General features: G+C 50.2%; 17 protein-coding genes and 1 pseudogene. 6 read left to right on the forward strand and 12 right to left on the reverse strand.

From position 1 onward, the window contains the following. The first annotated feature begins 48 nt into the window (after window positions 1-48). Window positions 49-912 carry a class II fructose-1,6-bisphosphate aldolase gene (gene fba / locus JL661_RS01720; protein WP_004241136.1) on the forward strand — a complete coding sequence of 288 codons (864 nt, stop codon included), beginning with the start codon at window positions 49-51 and terminating at the stop codon, window positions 910-912. A gap of 28 nt (window positions 913-940) precedes the next feature. On the opposite strand, the gene JL661_RS01725 is transcribed toward fba, so the two are convergent. The 9 genes and pseudogenes from JL661_RS01725 to JL661_RS01760 form a co-directional block, all read right to left on the reverse strand. After that, the gene (locus JL661_RS01725; RefSeq protein WP_046894329.1) at window positions 941-1843 is read right to left on the reverse strand and encodes a LysR family transcriptional regulator ArgP; all 903 of its coding nucleotides are present in this window, start codon (window positions 1841-1843) and stop codon (window positions 941-943) included. A gap of 98 nt (window positions 1844-1941) precedes the next feature. Further along, window positions 1942-2805, reverse strand: coding sequence for an MrpH family fimbial adhesin (locus tag JL661_RS01730; RefSeq protein ID WP_036410145.1), 864 nt, complete (start codon window positions 2803-2805; stop codon window positions 1942-1944). Window positions 2806-2812: 7 nt separating this feature from the next. Next, a complete protein-coding gene (locus tag JL661_RS01735) occupies window positions 2813-3355 on the reverse strand; it encodes a fimbrial protein (protein WP_024474325.1) in 543 nt (180 codons plus the stop codon). After that, window positions 3355-3846 (reverse strand): fimbrial protein, encoded by a 492-nt coding sequence (locus tag JL661_RS01740; RefSeq protein WP_024474326.1) that lies wholly within the window; start codon window positions 3844-3846, stop codon window positions 3355-3357. Before JL661_RS01740 ends, JL661_RS01735 begins: the two co-directional genes overlap by 1 nt. A 9-nt stretch (window positions 3847-3855) precedes the next feature. Continuing rightward, window positions 3856-4347: a fimbrial protein gene (locus JL661_RS01745; protein ID WP_062772070.1), complete on the reverse strand. Its 492-nt coding sequence runs from the start codon at window positions 4345-4347 to the stop codon at window positions 3856-3858. 19 nt (window positions 4348-4366) lie between these two features. Beyond that, window positions 4367-5101, reverse strand: a complete 735-nt coding sequence (locus JL661_RS01750) for a fimbrial biogenesis chaperone (RefSeq protein WP_004234702.1) — start codon at window positions 5099-5101, stop codon at window positions 4367-4369. 61 nt (window positions 5102-5162) lie between these two features. Next, a complete protein-coding gene (locus tag JL661_RS01755) occupies window positions 5163-7217 on the reverse strand; it encodes a fimbria/pilus outer membrane usher protein (protein ID WP_247718692.1) in 2055 nt (684 codons plus the stop codon). Further along, window positions 7194-7661, reverse strand: a pseudogene (locus JL661_RS18625) (FimD/PapC N-terminal domain-containing protein); the annotation flags it as partial. The gene JL661_RS01755 and the pseudogene JL661_RS18625, both read right to left, overlap by 24 nt. 97 nt (window positions 7662-7758) lie before the next feature. After that, window positions 7759-8349, reverse strand: coding sequence for a fimbrial protein (locus JL661_RS01760; RefSeq protein WP_062772067.1), 591 nt, complete (start codon window positions 8347-8349; stop codon window positions 7759-7761). Window positions 8350-9924: 1575 nt separating this feature from the next. Between JL661_RS01760 and JL661_RS01765 the strand changes: the two genes are divergently transcribed. The 3 genes from JL661_RS01765 to JL661_RS01775 are packed head-to-tail and all read left to right on the forward strand — an operon-like array spanning window position 9925 to window position 12547. Further along, window positions 9925-10713, forward strand: a complete 789-nt coding sequence (locus tag JL661_RS01765) for a DUF3100 domain-containing protein (RefSeq protein ID WP_004241147.1) — start codon at window positions 9925-9927, stop codon at window positions 10711-10713. Between the two features lie 12 nt (window positions 10714-10725). Further along, window positions 10726-11202: a hypothetical protein gene (locus JL661_RS01770; protein WP_004234713.1), complete on the forward strand. Its 477-nt coding sequence runs from the start codon at window positions 10726-10728 to the stop codon at window positions 11200-11202. A gap of 19 nt (window positions 11203-11221) precedes the next feature. Continuing rightward, entirely contained in the window at window positions 11222-12547 is a 1326-nt protein-coding gene (locus tag JL661_RS01775; protein WP_073970170.1) for an amidohydrolase, read from the forward strand. Between the two features lie 52 nt (window positions 12548-12599). Here the strand turns inward: JL661_RS01775 and JL661_RS01780 are convergent, their stop codons facing one another. Next, a complete protein-coding gene (locus JL661_RS01780; protein ID WP_036421613.1) occupies window positions 12600-13076 on the reverse strand; it encodes a GNAT family N-acetyltransferase in 477 nt (158 codons plus the stop codon). Window positions 13077-13211: 135 nt separating this feature from the next. Between JL661_RS01780 and pdxR the strand changes: the two genes are divergently transcribed. Next, the gene (gene pdxR / locus JL661_RS01785) at window positions 13212-14699 is read left to right on the forward strand and encodes a MocR-like pyridoxine biosynthesis transcription factor PdxR (RefSeq protein WP_046024147.1); all 1488 of its coding nucleotides are present in this window, start codon (window positions 13212-13214) and stop codon (window positions 14697-14699) included. On the opposite strand, the gene JL661_RS01790 is transcribed toward pdxR, so the two are convergent. Continuing rightward, window positions 14696-15478 carry a sulfite exporter TauE/SafE family protein gene (locus JL661_RS01790; protein ID WP_004241156.1) on the reverse strand — a complete coding sequence of 261 codons (783 nt, stop codon included), beginning with the start codon at window positions 15476-15478 and terminating at the stop codon, window positions 14696-14698. The two genes, pdxR and JL661_RS01790, sit on opposite strands and share 4 nt — an antisense overlap. A gap of 148 nt (window positions 15479-15626) precedes the next feature. On the opposite strand from JL661_RS01790, the gene JL661_RS01795 reads away from it, so the two are divergent. Further along, window positions 15627-16619, forward strand: a complete 993-nt coding sequence (locus tag JL661_RS01795; RefSeq protein ID WP_004234719.1) for a hypothetical protein — start codon at window positions 15627-15629, stop codon at window positions 16617-16619. Between the two features lie 38 nt (window positions 16620-16657). On the opposite strand, the gene JL661_RS01800 is transcribed toward JL661_RS01795, so the two are convergent. After that, a complete protein-coding gene (locus JL661_RS01800; protein ID WP_004241158.1) occupies window positions 16658-18142 on the reverse strand; it encodes an aldehyde dehydrogenase family protein in 1485 nt (494 codons plus the stop codon). Window positions 18143-18375: the final 233 nt, after the last annotated feature.

An 18375-nucleotide genomic window follows, 5' to 3' on the forward strand; every position in this document is an offset into this window, starting at 1 on the left:
TCTGGTTTTTGATTAAATTACAGTTATACGCCAACAAGGGGAAATCCGATGTTAGTTTCGATGGAGAATATGCTCAATCGTGCATTTGCACGCCAGTACGCCGTCGGCCAGTTTAATATTAATAACCTGGAGTGGACCGGAACGGTATTAAAAGTTGCACAGCAACTGCGTTCCCCGGTTATTTTAGGTGTCTCCGGCGGAACCATAAAACATATGCTCGGGCTGAAATGTATTCACGATATTGTGGTGAATGCAATGGAGTTTCTGGAAATAGATGTGCCGGTGGCGCTGCATTTGGATCACGGTCAGTCTTATGAAGCCTGTGAAGCGGCAATTAAAGCCGGTTTCAGCTCCGTGATGTTCGACGGTTCACATATGCCGTTTGCCGAAAACCTGGCAATCACCAAACGTCTGGTGACTTACGCGCACCGCCGTGGTGTGTCTGTGGAAGCAGAGCTGGGCACCATCGCGGGCAGTGAGGACGGAATTGTGAATTCTCACGTCATTTATGCGGACCCGGCAGAGTGTCAGAAGCTGGTGGAAGAAACCGGGGTGGATTGTCTGGCGGCGGCGCTCGGCTCGACTCACGGGCTGTATAAAGGCAAGGCGAAGCTCGGCTTTGCGGAAATGCAGCATATCGCGCAACTGGTGAAAGTGCCGCTGGTACTGCACGGCGGAACCGGTATTTCAGACGAGGATATGAAGAAAGCGATTTCACTCGGTACGGCGAAAATCAACGTTAATACGGAAAATATGTATGCGTGGTGCCTGTCCGTGAAAGAGCAGTTTGAACAGCAGGGCGCGCATGATATCAACGACCCGCGCAAAGTGATTATGAAAGGATTGCAGCCGGTCGCGGAGCGGGTGGAAGAGCGGATGCGTTTGTTCGGCTCTGCCGGGCAGTCTCTGTAATCCCGTCAGACTCTGTGGTGGCCGCCGCTCAGGCGGTCACCGGGGATTGGGTCAGATAATCTTTGGCGTTAGTAATAATGGCTTCTGAAATCCGTTGTAATGTTCCTGATTCCGGCTGGTAACGGTGCCAGTAAAGCTGTTTTTGCTGTACCAGTTCCGGCACCAGGTTAATCATCCGTCCGGATTCAAGCTCATGTTTAATCTGATGTTCCGCAATCATACAGCAGGCGGAGTTTTGCAGTACCAGCTGAATATAGGCCTCTGATGACGGCACGATATGGCTGTTCAGGCTTCCCGGCGTTAACCGGAAATACTCCTGCAAAAAGATATGGTGCATATCTGAGGAATGGTTAAAGGACACCACCGGTGCCCGCAGCAGGGCTTCTTTAGTCACTCCGTTACTGAAATATTTTTCCGCAAAAGCCGGGCTGGATACAAAGATATAATCCATCGCGCCCAGATAATCACAGGTTCCGCCGACAGCCGGCAGCGGCTGCATACTGATTGCCCCGACCGCTTCCCCTTTGAGCAGGTAGTCGAGTGTCCGGCTTTCATCATCCACTTTAATATCCAGACGAATGGCGCGGTCATCCAGTATCGGCTTGATAGCGGATAAAAACCAGGTCGCGAGGGAGTCGGCGTTAATGGAGATAGGGATGGTGACCACATGGTTGCCGCTTTCATTATCAAAGGCATCATGCTCAATCAAATCAACATGATACAGAAGGCCCAGCAGCTTTTGTCCGAGTTCGGTCGGTTTCGGCGGCACGGTGCGTGTCAGCAGCAGGGAACCCACCTGATTTTCCAGCTGTTTTACCCGCTGGGACACCGCAGACTGCGTGATAAAGAGTTTCGCTGAGGCTTTCTCGAATCCCTGCTCTTTGATAATCAGATCCAGCAATCTCAGTGATTTATAATCGACATTCTTCATGGAAGCCCTGCGGTGGTGGCGAAAAGTACGGCTATTCTACACGAAAAGGGCGGCGGGAGGAAAAGCGCCGGTACAGAGGCACCGGCGCACAAGCAGAGTCAGTCAATGGTCATAATAATGGATATATTACCGATAAAAGGCCCGGCTTCCACCGGCCCGGTGGTTTCCAGTGTGCTTTTCAGCAGTGCGTTTGCTTCATAATCCCCGCGTACATAAACCGGTACACCACCGCCGGACGAGTTCAGCGGATAGCCGTTCAGTGTCAGTCTGCTGTAGAGATTGTTTTTCAGTCTCAGCCGGGATTCCGTATCACTCACGGAGTAGATCCGGACAGTGGCATCTTTGCTGCATTTCATTCTCAGATACTGGCTGGCCTGATTGCCGTTAATTTCATTATCCGGTATCCGGCCATGATCGAGAATGGCGCTCGGATAGTCAGCCGTAAAACTGCAAATTCCGCCCGGCGGGGGAGCTACGCCGCAGACAGAATCCGGATACATATAACCGTTACCACCGGTCGGGCTGCTGGTTAAAAAGAGGGTCACACATTCGTTACGGATAGCGTCACCTTTGTGATTGGTCTGCCCCTCAAACGGCAGTCCGCCAAAACAGTTATTATAAATATAGTTATAAACAGCTGTGGCATCCGGCAGTGTCATCAGGTTCATATTCCGGCAGCGCCCCTCAAATTCGCTGTTATTACGGGAGGATACCCCACCCCGGTCTGCGTTTGTGTGGCGGTGATTAATATTGGCGTAGCATTTTTTTGTCAGACCGACTTTCACACAAGGATGCACGCTGCCTGCCGGCGGCGGAGTCCAGGCAGTAATCCGGTAGTAATAATCGATATCTGCCGGTTTACCTTCAGAGCGGGTAATATAGCTGTACAGTGTTGCCTGTGCAGGCAGCACAAATAAAAGGAGAGTGGTCAGCACAGTGAGATAACGGAGGATCTTGGTCATACCGGCCTCAGAAATAGTCGATAGTCAGAAACGCGGTGGAATTAAACGCGCCGTACTTAATGGTTTTACCGGTTTTTGCTTTCGGATCAACCTGCAAAAAAGCGGTAAAACGGATGTTGTTCTCACCGTTTCCGGCGATAGTAATGGCGTTGGAAAACTGATTCAGCGGGATCAGCGGAATATTATCTGTCCGCACTCCGATGGCAAACCCGCCTGCGTCACTGGACGGATCCAGCGCCAGATAGGACGGCATATCCGGGGTCCCGGTCCCGGTGAATTTAATCTTAAACCGGTTCATATCCGTGATATCGCAGTCAGACAGGATCAGAGAGAATGATTTGCGGACCTCAACCCCCTCATACAAATCCGGCAGGGAAACATCACTGAAATCCACCACCAGATCTTTATTTTCCGGTAACAGCGTGCAGGGGTCATTGTACAGTTCGCCGATCACGCGCAGGTTATCGGCGGCATGTCCCGCCGGAATAAAGGCAGCGGAGAATATCAGTGCAGCGCTGAATAACAGACTGAAATCAGCAGGGTGGTTCATCAGAAATACTCCATTGTCACAGTGCCGGTGCCGCTGAAGGAGCCGGGCGTGACTTCCCCGTCCGGGTTTTTGGTCAGCACAATGGTCAATGTCAGATGGTGGCTGTTCACCAGCTGTGCCTTGCCCAAATTCAGTCTTACCCCGGCGAGTTCAATATTAAAGCCCAGGTTGTTCTGGTTGGTTTTCACCAGTTTGTTATTGAACTGTGCCCGCGGCCCGTCAACGGTGAGGAAATATTTGAAATTCTCTGAGTCCTGCTCACAGACAAAGGGGATATCCACATCTCTGCGGATATCTGATTTTTCCAGCGTTTTTATCTGGATGCGCTGAAAATCGACCAGGATTTCCTCGTTGTTATTCACTTTACAGGGCGGTGGCGGCTGAAGCTTTCCGGTGATCCGGATATTGGCGGAACTGTGTGCTACCCCTGTACCGGCATACACCGGCAGAGCAAAACAGGACAGCATCAGGGCTGTGATTAAATGTCGCATCACAATTCCTTATTCATAATCGATATGGATGGTGGCCGTGACATTGAATTCACCGGCAGGCAGTTTCACCGATGGTTTTTTTGCCAGAATCACCATAATTTCGGGTTGTACCGGATACTGAATGGTCATCTTTTCATTCAGCGGCATCAGTTTGTTATCTGCCAGGAATTTCACCGCGAGGTCACTGACGCTGGTGGAAAGATAGCGCGAATCGACGGAGGATGAGGTGCCGGTGATATACAGCTTCATGGCCCGGGCGCGGTTATCCTGGCACTCGATCCGGTAATCCAGTTTTTCACGGTAATTATCGTTGTCTATCCGGGTGGTGGTGACATCTTTGAAATCAATCAGGGTATTATTGCCCTGATTAATTTTGCAGGGCGCGATAAATATCTCCCCCCGGACATACACATCGATATAAGTGTAAGAACCGCCGGAGACCATCAGCGGCAGGCACAACAGTGCCGCGCAGCCGGTACGGAAAAGCATGGTCAGTGTCATCGGCGGTTCCTCCTGTTAATTATTTACTGTCTGACTGCACGGTACAGCTGCTGCCGGCACAGCTGAATTTCAGTGGTTTGGTATCACCGTAGTCATTGACGTAATAAACAACCGGCGCATTACCCAGCGCCGGAGCACTGAAAGACGCGGAGGCTTTTGGTGATACCATCACCGGCTCAAATTTCACTTCTTTTCCGCCGGTGGCATCCAGACGGGTAACTGAAAGATGGTACGGCGTGGTGTTTTCAATGGTGTACTGCCCGCCGTTCTGCGACAGACGGATGCCATCCGCACCGGCGATTTTTTCCATCCGCTCCTGAACCTGAATCGCTTTCGGGCGGTAGAACAGTTTGATCTTGGTTTGCAGGGCAATCTGCAGCACGTTACTTTTCTCAACGGCCGGCGGAATTTCACGGACATTCAGATAAAAGACCGATTCGCGGTCAGCCGGTAATGAGGCGGCTTCCGGAGAGAGCTGCACTTTAATCTGGCTTTTGCGGTCAGGCTCAATCCGCTGCACCGGCGGAGTGACAAATACCGGTGATGTGATTTTCTGCCCGGTACTGTTCTCAATCCAGGACTGCGCCAGATACGGTTTGCTGAGGTGCTCATTGGTGACCGTCAGCGGCACAGCTTTATCACCTTCGTTATAAATAACACGGGTTCTGTCGAGTGCGATGGCGGCTCCGGCGGTTACCGGAATGGCGGCCAGGGTAGTCAGTGCGGCACAGAATAAGGTGGTCACTTTTCTCATGTTAAGGTTCCTTACGGATTCATCTGTTAATTCTGTAAAATACATACCGGTGCCGCCGGATTTACTGGCATGGCAGCAGCATATTAAACTGAACGTTATCATCCTTTATTTCCGGGATCCGGACAGTACATTGTGTCTGCCCGTTCCAGGCTACAGTCAGCTTCTGGCCCGGTTGTATCCCGGTCAGATAAGCCGATCCGTTATCGGCCACAATGCCGATCTCCGCATTTTTGTCATTCATGACAGAGGCGCCGAATGGCGGATGAGTATTATCATTCATAGCAATAATACCCATGATTTTATAGCCTTCGACAACATTAAATTTCCGGTAACCGATCGCGCCGGAGGTCAGTGTTGCCTGCTGCACGGATGTCAGGGCTTCGGCATTATCCGGCATGGCATCGAGATCAAGAGACAGCTGGCCGCGTGAGTAGGCCGTCGCGGTCGGGATAATCGCTTTCCCGAAGGCGTTGGTCCGTACTGCTTTGCCGGTACCGCGCACATCAATATCTGATGTTCCGCTGGTATCCACCAGAATGCGCGGTGCCATACTGTTGCCGCTGCGGTGGAATGCCGCGCCTTCACGGGTCAGGGTAAAGCCGCCGCGTGACTGGCCGGATACCGTAAGAACGTTATCCTGAATATAGGTTCCGCTCAGTGAAAGGTAGTTATTCCCCCCTTCATTGGTATAGAAACCGGCGAGGTTGACTTTGCCGTCGCCTTCACCGGCAGACAGTGAATAGTTACTCGAATTATCAATATCAGTGTAATAGTTAACGTTATTACTGTGAGAGTTCTTATTGTAACTGCCGCTGTAGCTGAACATGCCTTTATTATCATCAAGCGGAACAGAGAGGCTGGCGTAGACGCCGTTATCTTTTGTTGAATCCGATTCTGTCCGGTAGGCTGACATACTCATGCTGAGGTTCTTTTTCTCTCCCCAGTCAAAGTTGCGGGAGAGGGTCATGCTGTAGTTATTGATGCTCGCTTTATTCCAGAATGTCTGATGACTGTAGTTCAGATAGACGTTCATGCGCAGAGACGGGAACACCTTGTTAAAGATGATGTTATACATCTCTTTGCTGTTGTCGGTATTACCGCCGCGGTAACGCAGATCGACAAACTGGTTCATGGTCATGTAATCCCGCTCCGAGAAGCGGTAACCGGCGAAGGTCAGCTGACTGTTAATGGCATCGAATTCTTTGGAATAGGTGATGCTGTAAGAGCCGCCGGTTTTATTTTGTTTATCTGCAAAATCACCCATGTTTGCCCGGGAATAGGAGACTTTCGCGGAAAATACCCCGAATGGTGCGATATCCCGGCCTATCCCGAAAGACACGTTCTGGTAATCCGTCGCCGCCAGTACGCCGCCGAACAGCGTGGTGTTGTTGCTCATCCCCCGGGAAAAACTCCCTGTACCGAATTCCGGGCCTTCGGTTTTGTGATCGTCTGACAGCGGTTTACCGGCCGCCAGTTTAAACAGGAACTGGCCGGGACGGGTCAGCATCGACAGGCGGGATGTTTCGATGGTGAAATGCTGTTCGCTGCCATCCTGCTCTTTAATGGTGACATTCAGTGTACCGTCACCGATGTAGTTCATATCACGGATACGGAACGGTCCTTTACTGACCTGCTCCTGATAAATGATACGTTCACCCCGGCGGATGATCACGGTGGCGTTGGTGCGGGCAACCCCGGCAACTTCCGGCGCATAACCGCGCAGCAGCGGCGGGAACATATTTTCATCGGTTTCCATGCTCATGCCGATGTAGCGGAAGCTTTCAAACAGTTCTGAGGTCAGATACTGTTCACCGAATATCAGACGGGCGCTGAGATCCCGGAGTGCCCGGTAAGCGTAGATCTGGTTCCAGCGCCAGCGTTTTGAGTGCTCCGCGCTGTCGCCGCCGGTCGCCTGCCATTCCGCACGCACACGCCATGCACCGAGGTTGACGCCGGTATCACCGTAGCTGACTACATCCGTCTTGCTGCTTTTATCGTTATCACTGCCCGGCTGGTATTTGCTGTGCGTGGCGGTGGCGTTATAGTCGAATAAAAATCCGGCGATACCGTCATCCCAGCGCTCCGGCGGATCCCATGACGGATCGCTGTAGGCCATATAGGCCTGGGGGATCCGGATATTGAGTTTATTATCCGCGATATCACCCGTTGCCTGCATATCAGGAATGGTACGGATATCAAGGCACTGCAATTTATCCTGCGCTGTCCAGCTGACTTTATTCTGCCACTCTTCTTTCATGGCAAGTTATGCAAATAATTCAGGGGTAATACAGGGGACTGTTATTTCAGGATCATATTCCGGGATATAAAAAAGGATATTCTCATCACTGGTAATAACATTATTATTGAGTTTAGTTGCCAGAAGATAAGTACCCGGCATAACATAATTAGCCCGGCTGAATTTTGAAAAATCAATTTCCTGACTGTCTGAGTCTAAAAATGATGTATTAAAGTTAACGGCTTCTTCAGCAAATGCGGTATTTATCTGAATAACTGCAACCACAGAAGCTGTAAATATTTTAATTGTTGTTCTGAGCTTCATGAGATATGCCAGCCACCGCTAATCTATTATGCAGTGGCGGGAGCTATCCTTGCAGACCACTGCATATATTGAAAAGAACTATTCAGTAACTATCCTGTTATTGATAGAAAATCTGGAAGTTAACCGGGGTATCGAAGGGACCGGTAGTAGCCTGTTCACCGGCAACTGCAGACTGGTTACCTTTTACATACGCTGCAAAGTTCAGCGGAGTGATTTGATCACGGCCACCGTTCAGGGTGTATTTTTCAGCAGGGAAACGTGAACCCAGTTCGATAGCTTTACCGCCGCTGTCTGTCAGTGCGATACCGGCATTCTGGATTGAACCCAGACCAACATATTTGGATGTTGCAGTACCGTCTTTCAGTTCAACTGTTGGTGCAGTGAATTGAATCTGCGCAGTTTTATACGTGGTGGTATCACAGTTTTTCAGTTCGATATTGAATGTTTTGCTATCTGTACGGTAAGTACCGGTAGTCAGTTCGTTACGGCTGATTTCACCGAAATCCACTGTCTGATCCAGGAATTTACTGTCGATAGAGCAAGGCACGTTATTAATGAAGCCTTTAAAATGCACGGTACCGAGACCGCTTTTTACTTCTGGTGGTTGCACAGGATCTTCTGCCATAGCAGTACCCGCAGCAAATAAAGATCCCAGAACTACTGAGAGTAATACTTTCTGAAGTTTCATGTTATTTCCTTTATCAGGGATATTCGTCAATATTTAAGAATAATCTGTTTTATTTATATTATTAAATAAATAATCCTGTGAGGCTCAAGTCGGGATAATTTAATAATAATTCTGAGCAATATTCTTTGAATACCGCAGTATTATCATAATTGTTTATTAGAGTGTCAATTGTCATGCAAATACTGCTATTTTTTATATTGCGATAACATTTAAATTTAAATATTATTACCCGGGTAAGAAATGAAATTATATATTGCATATGAACAAAACTCTTTCACGGAAACTGACTAAAAAATAGCGGATTGTTTGGTGTCATTTCCTGTTTGCTTTTTTCATATGTTACATTAAGTCATATTTATAGTGATTAAATGTAATTAGTTAACTAATGGTCATGCATTTAACCACTAATCCCAATTTTAATATGCTCATCACAGGACATAATCACTATTTACAAAAAGTGTTTGATTTTAATCATATACAAAAGTGATTAGTTTTATTGTTTAGTTTTATCGCAATAATTAATCAGAGAGAAAAATGGATTACAGCCGAAAATAAATAATGCAATTTTATTTATAATTATAGCAACGGTGATGTCAGTCACACGGCATACTCATCTTAAGATGTAAGGCGTTATCCGTGATTTAGGATATTGCAGCCTGCATCACAGTTAAGAAAATTTTATTTATTATCCGTGGTGTTTACATGAGGGTATACTCTGATACCGATGTGTTTTTTAAGTAATTATGCGTGAGCAAATGCAAAATATTTCTGAGACCTGATGAAACAGATTTACGGACAGAAAAAGAAACCCACAATCCGGTAACAATTAAGCAACGCAATTAGGCACTCAGCGATCAATTCTGCTGTGTTTACCCGGGTTTTCTGCGTTTGTGTGAAAAACAGCCTGCCGGAGGAATACCAGCGGATGAAACCCGTTCAGTACAACGCGGTTTTCCGGATTTCTGTGCTGAGGGCCGGGTTAATAGTCAATATTGTGACCTGTGTCCATATTGATAAAATAATGTGATCTACATCTGATTTATTCATGTTATCCGTTACAATGGTGATTTTTTACTGCCAGTCAAATATTTTGCCATAACGGTGATTGGAAGGTGTAATAAGATGTTCATCCCGGTACCTCCTGAATAAATTCAGTATTAAAACGGGGTTTTCATCATTATATAAAATCATTCTCATTAAAATCAGCGGACCGGAAAATTAAAAAAACAGGAGCCGCTTCACATTATTGTCTTATTTGAATATTTCTCTTTTTATTTTAATCAAAACCAATATCACTTATCGAATAATGTTTTTCACAAAATTATAGCATTTTATATCACATTGAAATTTAACGAATTATCTATTAATTAGTAACCCGAAATAAGTAGTCAGGACAGGGTTAATCAATAAATATTAATTTATTAATTTATGGCATGCCCAAAAGGCATGGCTGAGGAATTTTCGGAATATTGTCAGGAAAACAGTCCCGCGGGTAGTATGAATATGGAAAGGGTACGTTTTTTATATAAATACACACGAGTAATTCTCAATAACAATTCCTATAAAGGTAACACTATGGATATATTAAAAGATAGTAAGTTGCTTTTGGTTAGCTTATTTATCATTCTTCTTGCGGAAGCGATAGGGCAAATTAAAATCAGTCTGGTGATGGTTTTTCCGATGCTCTACTCCATGCTGATGGGTGGTATTATCAGCTTTCCGAAATTTAAAATCCTCAACGAAAAGAACATGGCGCATGCGACCTCTATCATGAGTGTGGCACTGGTGATCCTGATCGCCAAGCTGAGTACTTCCGTCGGGGCCTCCTGGGAAAAAATCATTCAGGCCGGTGGTGCGCTGGTTCTGCAGGAAGTGGGCCACTTTATCGGTACCATTATGCTGGGTCTGCCGCTGGCGATTATGTTAGGTATGGGCCGTGAAGCGGTCGGTGCCACCTATTCTGTCGGCCGTGAGCCGAACATCGCCATCATCGAAGCCAAATACGGCTTAAGTTCGCCGGAAGGCCGCGGTGTCATGGCAATGTATATCTGCGGTACGCTGTACGGTGCTGTCTGGATGGGGATCCTCGCGAGTGTGATCGCCGGTCTGGACATTCTCAGTCCGCTTGCTCTGGCAATGGGTGCGGGTGTCGGCAGCGGCTCGATGCTGGCGGCGGCGGTTGCCCCTCTGCTGGAACTCTATCCTGACCAGGCTGCGGATATTCAGGCGTTCTCGTCTTCCGCGAACCTGATGTCTTCTGTGTTAGGTCTGTACATCTATATTTTCTTCTCCTTACCGTTTGCGTCTTATCTGTACAACAAACTGAAAAGAAAACGTGCAACGGCGTCTGCGGATACTGAATAAGGATAACTAATCATGAAAAAGATGACAGAAATAGCCATAATCCTGGTTCTGGTGGTGTTCTTTACCGCGCTCGGCGATGCAGTCGGCGGGTCAATGTACGGCCGTGGTGAGTTCGGGCAGGTGTTCAGCGATACACTGCTGGCGATGACACTGCTGGGCGGTATGTCCTTCGCGGCATACCTGATCGCGATGATCCCGCCGTTAGGCAAACTGCCGGTGATCTTCTGGGTTTCCCTGATCGCCGCCGGTCTGTGTTCACCGCTGTTCCCGTATGACAAAGAAATGATTGCCATGACCGGTAAAGTCTCTATCGCGGTTATCAGTACCACAGTACTGGCCTTCGCGGGTCTTTCACTGGGTAAAGATATCGATAAATTCAAAGCGATTTCATGGCGCATTATCCCGGTGTCACTGGCGGTATTCTCCGGGACATTCTTATTTGCCGCACTTATCGGCCAACTGACGCTCACATGGAGTGGCGTTATCTGATCAGAGGGGAATATTCAGCATGACAATGACCAAAGAACAACTGAAAGCCAAAGTCTGCGAAGCGATTGCCGCCCGCAAGGGTGACATTAAAAAACTGGCAGAGAATATCTGGGCAGAGCCGGAGCTGGGTTATAAAGAGACCCGCACAGCGAAGAAAGTCGAAGCGGCATTTGATTCTCTGGGTGTCAGCTACCGTAATCAGCTGGCGCTCACCGGGGTCAAAGCCCGCCTGAAAGGCGGAAAAGGCAATAAACGCAGTGTCGCGGTGATCGGTGAGCTGGATGCCATTATCTGTGCTGAACACCCTGATGCGGATGACCAGACCGGTGCGGCACACTGCTGCGGTCACAATGCGCAGATCGCCAATATGATGGCGGTCACCATGGGGCTGGTGGATTCCGGGGCGATGGAATATCTGGCGGGGGATGTAGTGCCCTTCGCCGTTCCGGCTGAGGAATATGTGGAACTCGCTTACCGCAACAAGCTTATCGAACAGGGCAAAATAAGTTATATCGGCGGTAAGCCGGAGCTGATTTCCCTCGGTGAGTTTGATGATGTGGATATGGCGATGCAGATCCACCTGACCAGCGTCAAACCTGAGCGTGACAACGGATTTATTGAAATCTCCACCACCACCAACGGCTTTATCGGCAAGCTGATTAATTACAAAGGCAAACCGGCACATGCTGCGGCGGCACCGCATATGGGGATTAACGCCCTGAATGCGGCAATGATGGGTATCATGGGTGTGAATGCTATCCGTGAAACCTTTCAGGAGAAGGATTATATCCGTTTCCACCCGATCATCACCCAGGGCGGTGATCTGGTGAACGTGACCCCGAGTGATGTGCGCATGGAAAGTTATGTCCGTGCCTCAAACGTGCCGGCAATGATCGATGCCAACGAGCGTATTACCCGTGCGCTGGTGGCTGGTGCCATGTCTGTCGGTGCCGAAGTGGAAGTGAAAGATTTACCGGGCTATCTGCCGCTGTACAACAATGACGTACTGAATGATCTGTTACAGCAGAATGCGGAAGGTCTGATTGGTGATGAAAATGTCTGGGTTGCCGAGCATATGACCGGCAGTACTGACACCGGGGATCTGTCCCATATCATGCCGGTCAGTCATCCGTGGATTGGTTCAGTGCGCGGCGGGCTGCACGGCAAAGATTATGTCGTTTTTGATGACGACATGGCCTATATCCGTCCGGCTCAGATGATGGCAATGACAATTATTGATTTGCTGTTTGATGATGCCGCCGGTGCGGAATCCCTGATGGCGGAATATAAGCCGCTGATGAGTAAAGAAGAGTACCTCTCGTTTATCAGTTCCTTTAAGAACTGATCATCCCCCTGAAGGCCCGGAAACGGGCCTTTTTTATAGGATATTACTGCCATTACTTCAGCGGCATAATATATTCGATAGCACCGGATTTATTTGCCACCCAGTCATACAGACGCTGGCCACGGGTATTATCTTTATGGGTGTGCCAGTAGAGACGGCCGCACGGACGTGCCAGTGCCTGCTGCTGTACAAACTCAATCAGCTGTTTGCCGATATGCTGGCCGCGCACAGACGGATCCACATACAGATCTTCCAGGTAACAAAACTCTTTTTCCGCCCAGGTGGAGCGGTGATAGAGATAATGCACGAACCCTATGACTTTGCCGTTCATCCGCGCCACGGCGCAGAACATCGGTTCTTTTTCATCAAAGAAACGTGACCAGCTGGTCAGTGTGACTTCTTCCGGAAAGCTGACTTTATAAAATTCCTGATAGGCCAGCCAATGCGGCAGCCAGCCCGCATAATCATTCTGTGTGGCAGGCGCCACTGTCACCAGATCCGGTACGGATGATGTCATTGTATTATTCATGGTGTTTCCCTCATTATTCTGCATTCTGCTGTTGTGAAGAAAACGCGCGTTTTCCGTGATGTGAAGAGTACGTGTTATTTTGGTTCTTTATAAGATACACTTTTTATATTTTTAACAGATCCACTTTAGGCCACTATGCGAAAATCCGGCGCGGCAGCGTTTCCCGAATTACTGACAGGTAACGGGATCATCAAAGATCAGGTGTATCACGCTCTGCGTGAGGCGATCCTCAGCGGCCGCCTGCATGCGGGCAGCAAAGTGCCGTCCGGGCGGGCGCTGGCGGAGATGATGGGGATCTCCCGTAACTCGGTGATTGCCGGGTTTGAGCGGTTGCAGGATGAGGGTTATCTCATCACCCGGCGCGGCGCGGGTACCTTTGTGGCGGATAATCTGCCGGATCACGCCATCAGCGGTCCGGTGGCATCCCCGGCGGATGAAACCGGAGAACTGGTGACCGCCAATATCAGCCCGCTGGCAGAAACATTGCTGTCGCAGCGCGTTGCATCCGGAGCGCCGTCCGATGCATTGTTTATGGTCGGTACCGGATGTGTGGATCTGTTTCCGCATGATGTCTGGGGGCGGCTGCTAGGCCGTGTCTGGCGTCAGTCCCGCTATGCGCTGCATACGCACAGTGAGCCGCACGGCTACCCGCCGCTGCGCCGGGCAATCTGTCATTATGTCCGTGCCACCCGCGGATTGCAGTGCGATGAGGATCAGATCCTGATTGTCAACGGTACCCAGCAGGCGATTAACCTGACAGTGCAGACGCTGTTACAGCCCGGGGATGAGGTCTGGCTGGATGATCCGGGCTATGACGGTGCGCGCGGGGCGTTTTTATCACAGCGGCTGACAGTGCGTCCGGTACGGGCGGATGAAGAGGGCATGGATGTGTATGACGGCCTGCGCCGCTGGCCGGACGCGAAACTGGTGTTCACCGCGCCGTCACATCAGTTTCCGGGCGGCGGTACACTCAGCCTGGCCCGGCGTTCGGCGCTGCTCTCCTGGGCGGCAAAGCACCATGTCTGGATCTTCGAGGATGATTATAACGGGGAGTTCCGTTATGCCGATCGTCCGCTTCAGGCATTGCAGGGGCTGGACAGGCATCAGCGGGTGATTTATGCGGGAACATTTTCCAAAATGCTCTATCCCGCCTTCCGGCTGGGATTTCTCGTCGTACCGAAAGCGCTGATCCCGGCCTTTGAGGTGACAAAATATTATGCCGATACCGGCTGCGGCTATCTGGAGCAGGCCACGCTGACCCGGTTTATTAATGAAGGTCACTATGCACGGCATGTCCGCCGGGTGCGCAAAGCCTGTTATGAGCGGCGGCAGGCGGTGACGGATGCCATTAATCAATACCTTCCTGAACTGCTGGATATTGTGCCGAGTGACTCGGGGATCCACCTGTTATGCAGGATGAAAAACGGTGTTCCGGCACAGACGGTGATTCAGGCAGGACGGCAGTGCGGCATGGGCATGCAGCCGCTGGCCCGTTACTGCCGTCCGGATGCACCGCAGGAAGGGGTATTATTCGGGTTTGCCGCCTATCCGGCGGAGAAACTCACCGATGGCATCCGCCGCCTCGCGGAGGCGTTACAGGCTCAGGGTGTGGTGACGGTTTAGAACAGATTCAGTGTCATCATCACTGCGCTGCACAGGATAAGGATCAGCGTGGCGTACTGAAAAGCGCGATCCGGCATCCGCGTGAGCAGAATTTTGGTCAGCGGCATACTGAGCAGGGACCCGGCAAACAGCCACAACGCGAGACGGACATCCGTGTGTCCGTCCTGCATATAGGCAATAGCGGAAGAGCCGGAGAGCAGGGTGGTGACAAAAATAGAGGTGCCGATAGCCTGACGGATATCCATCTTTGCATAGCGCAGCAGCATCGGCAGCACCACAATCCCGCCGCCGACCCCCGTTGCCCCCAGTACCACACCGGCGGTGATCCCCGGCAGCAAAAGCTCCCGTACTGACATGGGGGTTTCAGCCGTATCCGCCGGTAACGGAGGCGGGAAAAACATCCGCTGAATAAACAGCCACAGTGAAAACAGGATCGCCGCCACGACCAGCAGATTAATACTCTTTTCTGTGATCGCCTGCCAGGCCGGTACCGAGGCAAGCCATGTCACCAGCAGACTGGCACCGAAGGTGGCGGGCAGCATAATCCCCAGCACAATCATGGCGCGCCGGAGCGGAATATTGCCGAGTTTGTAGTGCAGCCAGGAGGAGGCGACCTTCATCAGCATGGAGAGAAGATTGGCGGTGGCGACGGCCATCAGGGCATTCATGCCGTAGAGATACGTCAGGATTGGCAGCACTATCACTCCGCCGCCGACACCGGTGGTGCTGATAATCAGCCCGGTTAAGGCGCCTGTGATCAGTGTTGTGATAATAGCCATTGTCCTTTCCCCGGGCCGGAACAAACAGGGGAGTTATCATACCCCATGGCGGGCGGATAAATACACTTAAGGATAATTCCGGTCAGGATTTCTCATTTTTTGCGCTATGATCACAACGGGTTTCCGGTGATTAAATAAAGGATGAGTCATGAAAAGGGGCGTATTTTTATCTGTGGTGATTGCATTGCTGGCCGGATGTAAGGAAACCCCGCCGCCTGCACCGGACGGATATTATGTGATTGATGATATTACCGTCACGTATGATAACCCGGCGGATAATGCGCCGGAGAACAGTGATCCGGAAAAAAATGTCAAAGCCGCCATCCGTGACACCATGGTCAGCCTGAAAGACTCCACATTTTTCTGGTTTGAGCCGGGCAGAGTCACGGTGGATAACAGCGGCAACCGTTTTGACAGTGATATTCATGGCGATACCTTTGATCTGAATAATATACAGACGACCTGGACATCACCGGACAGCGGACAAACCGTCTATCTGACCACGGAAAAAGAGGGCGCGTGCGGCTTTTTTAACTGCACCCTGAAAATGACCCTTTCCCGCGCCGATCACACCTCCGAAAAACTGGCCGGAATGAAAGCGGTGTCTGATGTCAGAGCCGCCTCCTATGAAGCTTATCTGGAAACACAGCGTCAGTATTACAAAGAGAACGGCTTCCCGCCGGTTCCCGGTGACACCATCAGAATGACAGAAAATATCTCAGTCACCCTGCCGGAAACGATGGCTATCGACCTGAAAAAGCAGGAGGGCGGCGATTATGTCCGCGATATCGGCGGTCTTCATATTGAAAGCGATGATGATAATACGGAGATTTACCGCTTCCGGGATCCGCTCAGTGACGCGGAAGGTATTATTCATCTGGTGAAAGTCCCGAAATACCGCTGGCGTTTTGATGAATGGCTGAATCAGCAGAAAGGCATTATCTATCAGGAAGAGAACGGCGCGATCTATTACAACCGCTGGGGTAAGCCGGAATGCACCTATTTCCGCTATGACCAGAAAGAGCGGCGCTATGTGATTATTGTGGCGGAAACTGCGGATCAGATGATGATGCAGCAGATGTACAGTATTGCGCGATCTGCCGGGAAAAACCCGCCACCTGAAGCGAAAAGCAATAAATAAGTAAAAAAATGCCCGGCGTCGCCGGGCATTTACGTTAATTATGACTCTTTGGTGCTGATATAGATGTTTTTCACTTCGGTATAGGCATCCAGCATCATTTTATGGGTTTCCCGTCCCAGCCCGGAGTTTTTATAACCGCCGAACGGGGCATGAGCCGGCAGCTCATGATAGGTATTCACCCACATACGGCCGGTTCTGACCGCTTTCGCCACACGCAGTGCGCGGTTGATATCCTGTGTCCAGACCGCACCACCCAGCCCGTACTCGGAATCATTTGCCATCGCGACAACTTCATCTTCATCACTGAACGGGATCACCACCAGTACTGGTCCGAAAATTTCTTCGCGGGCAACCCGCATCTGATTGGTGACATTGGTGATAATCGTCGGCTTCATAAAGAACCCGGCATCCAGCCCGTCACTGGTCAGGCGTTCGCCGCCGGTGAGGATGGTGGCACCCTCTTTTTTCGCCAGTTCCACATAGCTGAGGATGGTATCGAGCTGTCCCTGACTGACCTGGCTGCCCATCTGAGTGTCTTTCGCCATCGGATCGCCGACTTTGACAGATTCAAAACGGGCTTTCAGTTTTTTCAGGAACTCATCGTGAATATCTTTGTGCAGGAACAGGCGTGAACCGGATTCACAGGCCTGACCCTGGTTCATCAGGATCGCGATAGCTGCATATTTGACGGCTTTTTCCATATTGGCATCCGGGAACACGATATTCGCCGATTTACCGCCCAGTTCCAGAGTGGCCGGGATCAGTTTTTTCGCGGCGGCAGCAGCAACAGTGTAACCAACGCTGGTGGAGCCGGTGAACGCCACTTTGTCCACATCCGGATGGTCAAGAATCGCCTGGCCGACCACAGAGCCGCGACCGGTAACAATATTAATCACCCCGGCAGGCAGCACATCATTCAGGATGCGGCCCAGTTCCAGCAGGGTCAGCGGGGTCAGGCTGGCCGGGTTTATCACCACGGTATCTCCGGCGGCAATGACCGGCGCCAGTTTCCAGGCTGCCATCAGCAGCGGGAAGTTCCACGGGATAATCTGACCGACAACGCCGAGCGGCTCACGGATCACCAGACTCAGGGTGTTTTCGTCCAGTACATCGGCCTGGTCGGAATGGGCGCGGATAGCCCCTGCAAAGTAGCGGAAATGGTCAATCGCGGCCGGTAAATCGATGGAAATGGCCTCATTATACGGCTTACCGTTATCGAGGGATTCCAGGGTGGCGAAGCGTTCTTTTTCGGCTTCCAGACGGTCGGCAATTTTCAGTAACAGTTGCTGACGTTCCGCAGGAGAGGTATGGCGCCAGGTTTCAAAGGTCTTTTTGGCGGCGGCAACCGCTGTGTTGACATCCTGCGCGGTACCGGCCGGATAATCTGCCAGTAATTCACCGGTTGCGGGGTTAAATGTCTGGCTTTTAGCGTGATCACTGCTTTCGACCCACTGGCCGTTAATCAGCATTTTGTAGGATGGCTGAGGACGCAAAGCCTGTTCTATATCTTTCAGTTTAATCATTATTTTCTCCGTTCTGTCCGGGTGACTGATGAGCGCCGGAACGGCCTCATCGGGACAACAAGGCGTAAATACATGAGAACGTAACTGCACGTATTTATTAACGTCCTTAAACATTACCATATCAAACTATTAACGTGGCAATGAATTTGGCTATAACTGCAAAAGGCAGCATTAATTACCAAATTTATTTTTTTGCCATATTGAATAGAGTTATGGTATACAGTAATCATATT

Source organism: Morganella morganii (genome assembly GCF_019243775.1).
Classification (GTDB): domain Bacteria; phylum Pseudomonadota; class Gammaproteobacteria; order Enterobacterales; family Enterobacteriaceae; genus Morganella; species Morganella morganii.

Bases quoted from the DNA above. Each gene is read 5' to 3' on its own strand.
- JL661_RS01745 (WP_062772070.1), bottom strand. From the start codon at position 4,347: ATGACACTGACCATGCTTTTCCGTACCGGCTGCGCGGCACTGTTGTGC.
- JL661_RS01750 (WP_004234702.1), bottom strand. From the start codon at position 5,101: ATGAGAAAAGTGACCACCTTATTCTGTGCCGCACTGACTACCCTGGCC.
- JL661_RS01790 (WP_004241156.1), bottom strand. From the start codon at position 15,478: ATGGCTATTATCACAACACTGATCACAGGCGCCTTAACCGGGCTGATT.
- pdxR (WP_046024147.1), top strand. From the start codon at position 13,212: ATGCGAAAATCCGGCGCGGCAGCGTTTCCCGAATTACTGACAGGTAAC.
- JL661_RS01725 (WP_046894329.1), bottom strand. From the start codon at position 1,843: ATGAAGAATGTCGATTATAAATCACTGAGATTGCTGGATCTGATTATC.
- JL661_RS01760 (WP_062772067.1), bottom strand. From the start codon at position 8,349: ATGAAACTTCAGAAAGTATTACTCTCAGTAGTTCTGGGATCTTTATTT.
- JL661_RS01775 (WP_073970170.1), top strand. From the start codon at position 11,222: ATGACAATGACCAAAGAACAACTGAAAGCCAAAGTCTGCGAAGCGATT.
- fba (WP_004241136.1), top strand. From the start codon at position 49: ATGTTAGTTTCGATGGAGAATATGCTCAATCGTGCATTTGCACGCCAG.
- JL661_RS01795 (WP_004234719.1), top strand. From the start codon at position 15,627: ATGAAAAGGGGCGTATTTTTATCTGTGGTGATTGCATTGCTGGCCGGA.
- JL661_RS01735 (WP_024474325.1), bottom strand. From the start codon at position 3,355: ATGAACCACCCTGCTGATTTCAGTCTGTTATTCAGCGCTGCACTGATA.
- JL661_RS01780 (WP_036421613.1), bottom strand. From the start codon at position 13,076: ATGAATAATACAATGACATCATCCGTACCGGATCTGGTGACAGTGGCG.
- JL661_RS01755 (WP_247718692.1), bottom strand. From the start codon at position 7,217: ATGGCCTACAGCGATCCGTCATGGGATCCGCCGGAGCGCTGGGATGAC.
- JL661_RS01800 (WP_004241158.1), bottom strand. From the start codon at position 18,142: ATGATTAAACTGAAAGATATAGAACAGGCTTTGCGTCCTCAGCCATCC.
- JL661_RS01740 (WP_024474326.1), bottom strand. From the start codon at position 3,846: ATGCGACATTTAATCACAGCCCTGATGCTGTCCTGTTTTGCTCTGCCG.
- JL661_RS01730 (WP_036410145.1), bottom strand. From the start codon at position 2,805: ATGACCAAGATCCTCCGTTATCTCACTGTGCTGACCACTCTCCTTTTA.
- JL661_RS01765 (WP_004241147.1), top strand. From the start codon at position 9,925: ATGGATATATTAAAAGATAGTAAGTTGCTTTTGGTTAGCTTATTTATC.
- JL661_RS01770 (WP_004234713.1), top strand. From the start codon at position 10,726: ATGAAAAAGATGACAGAAATAGCCATAATCCTGGTTCTGGTGGTGTTC.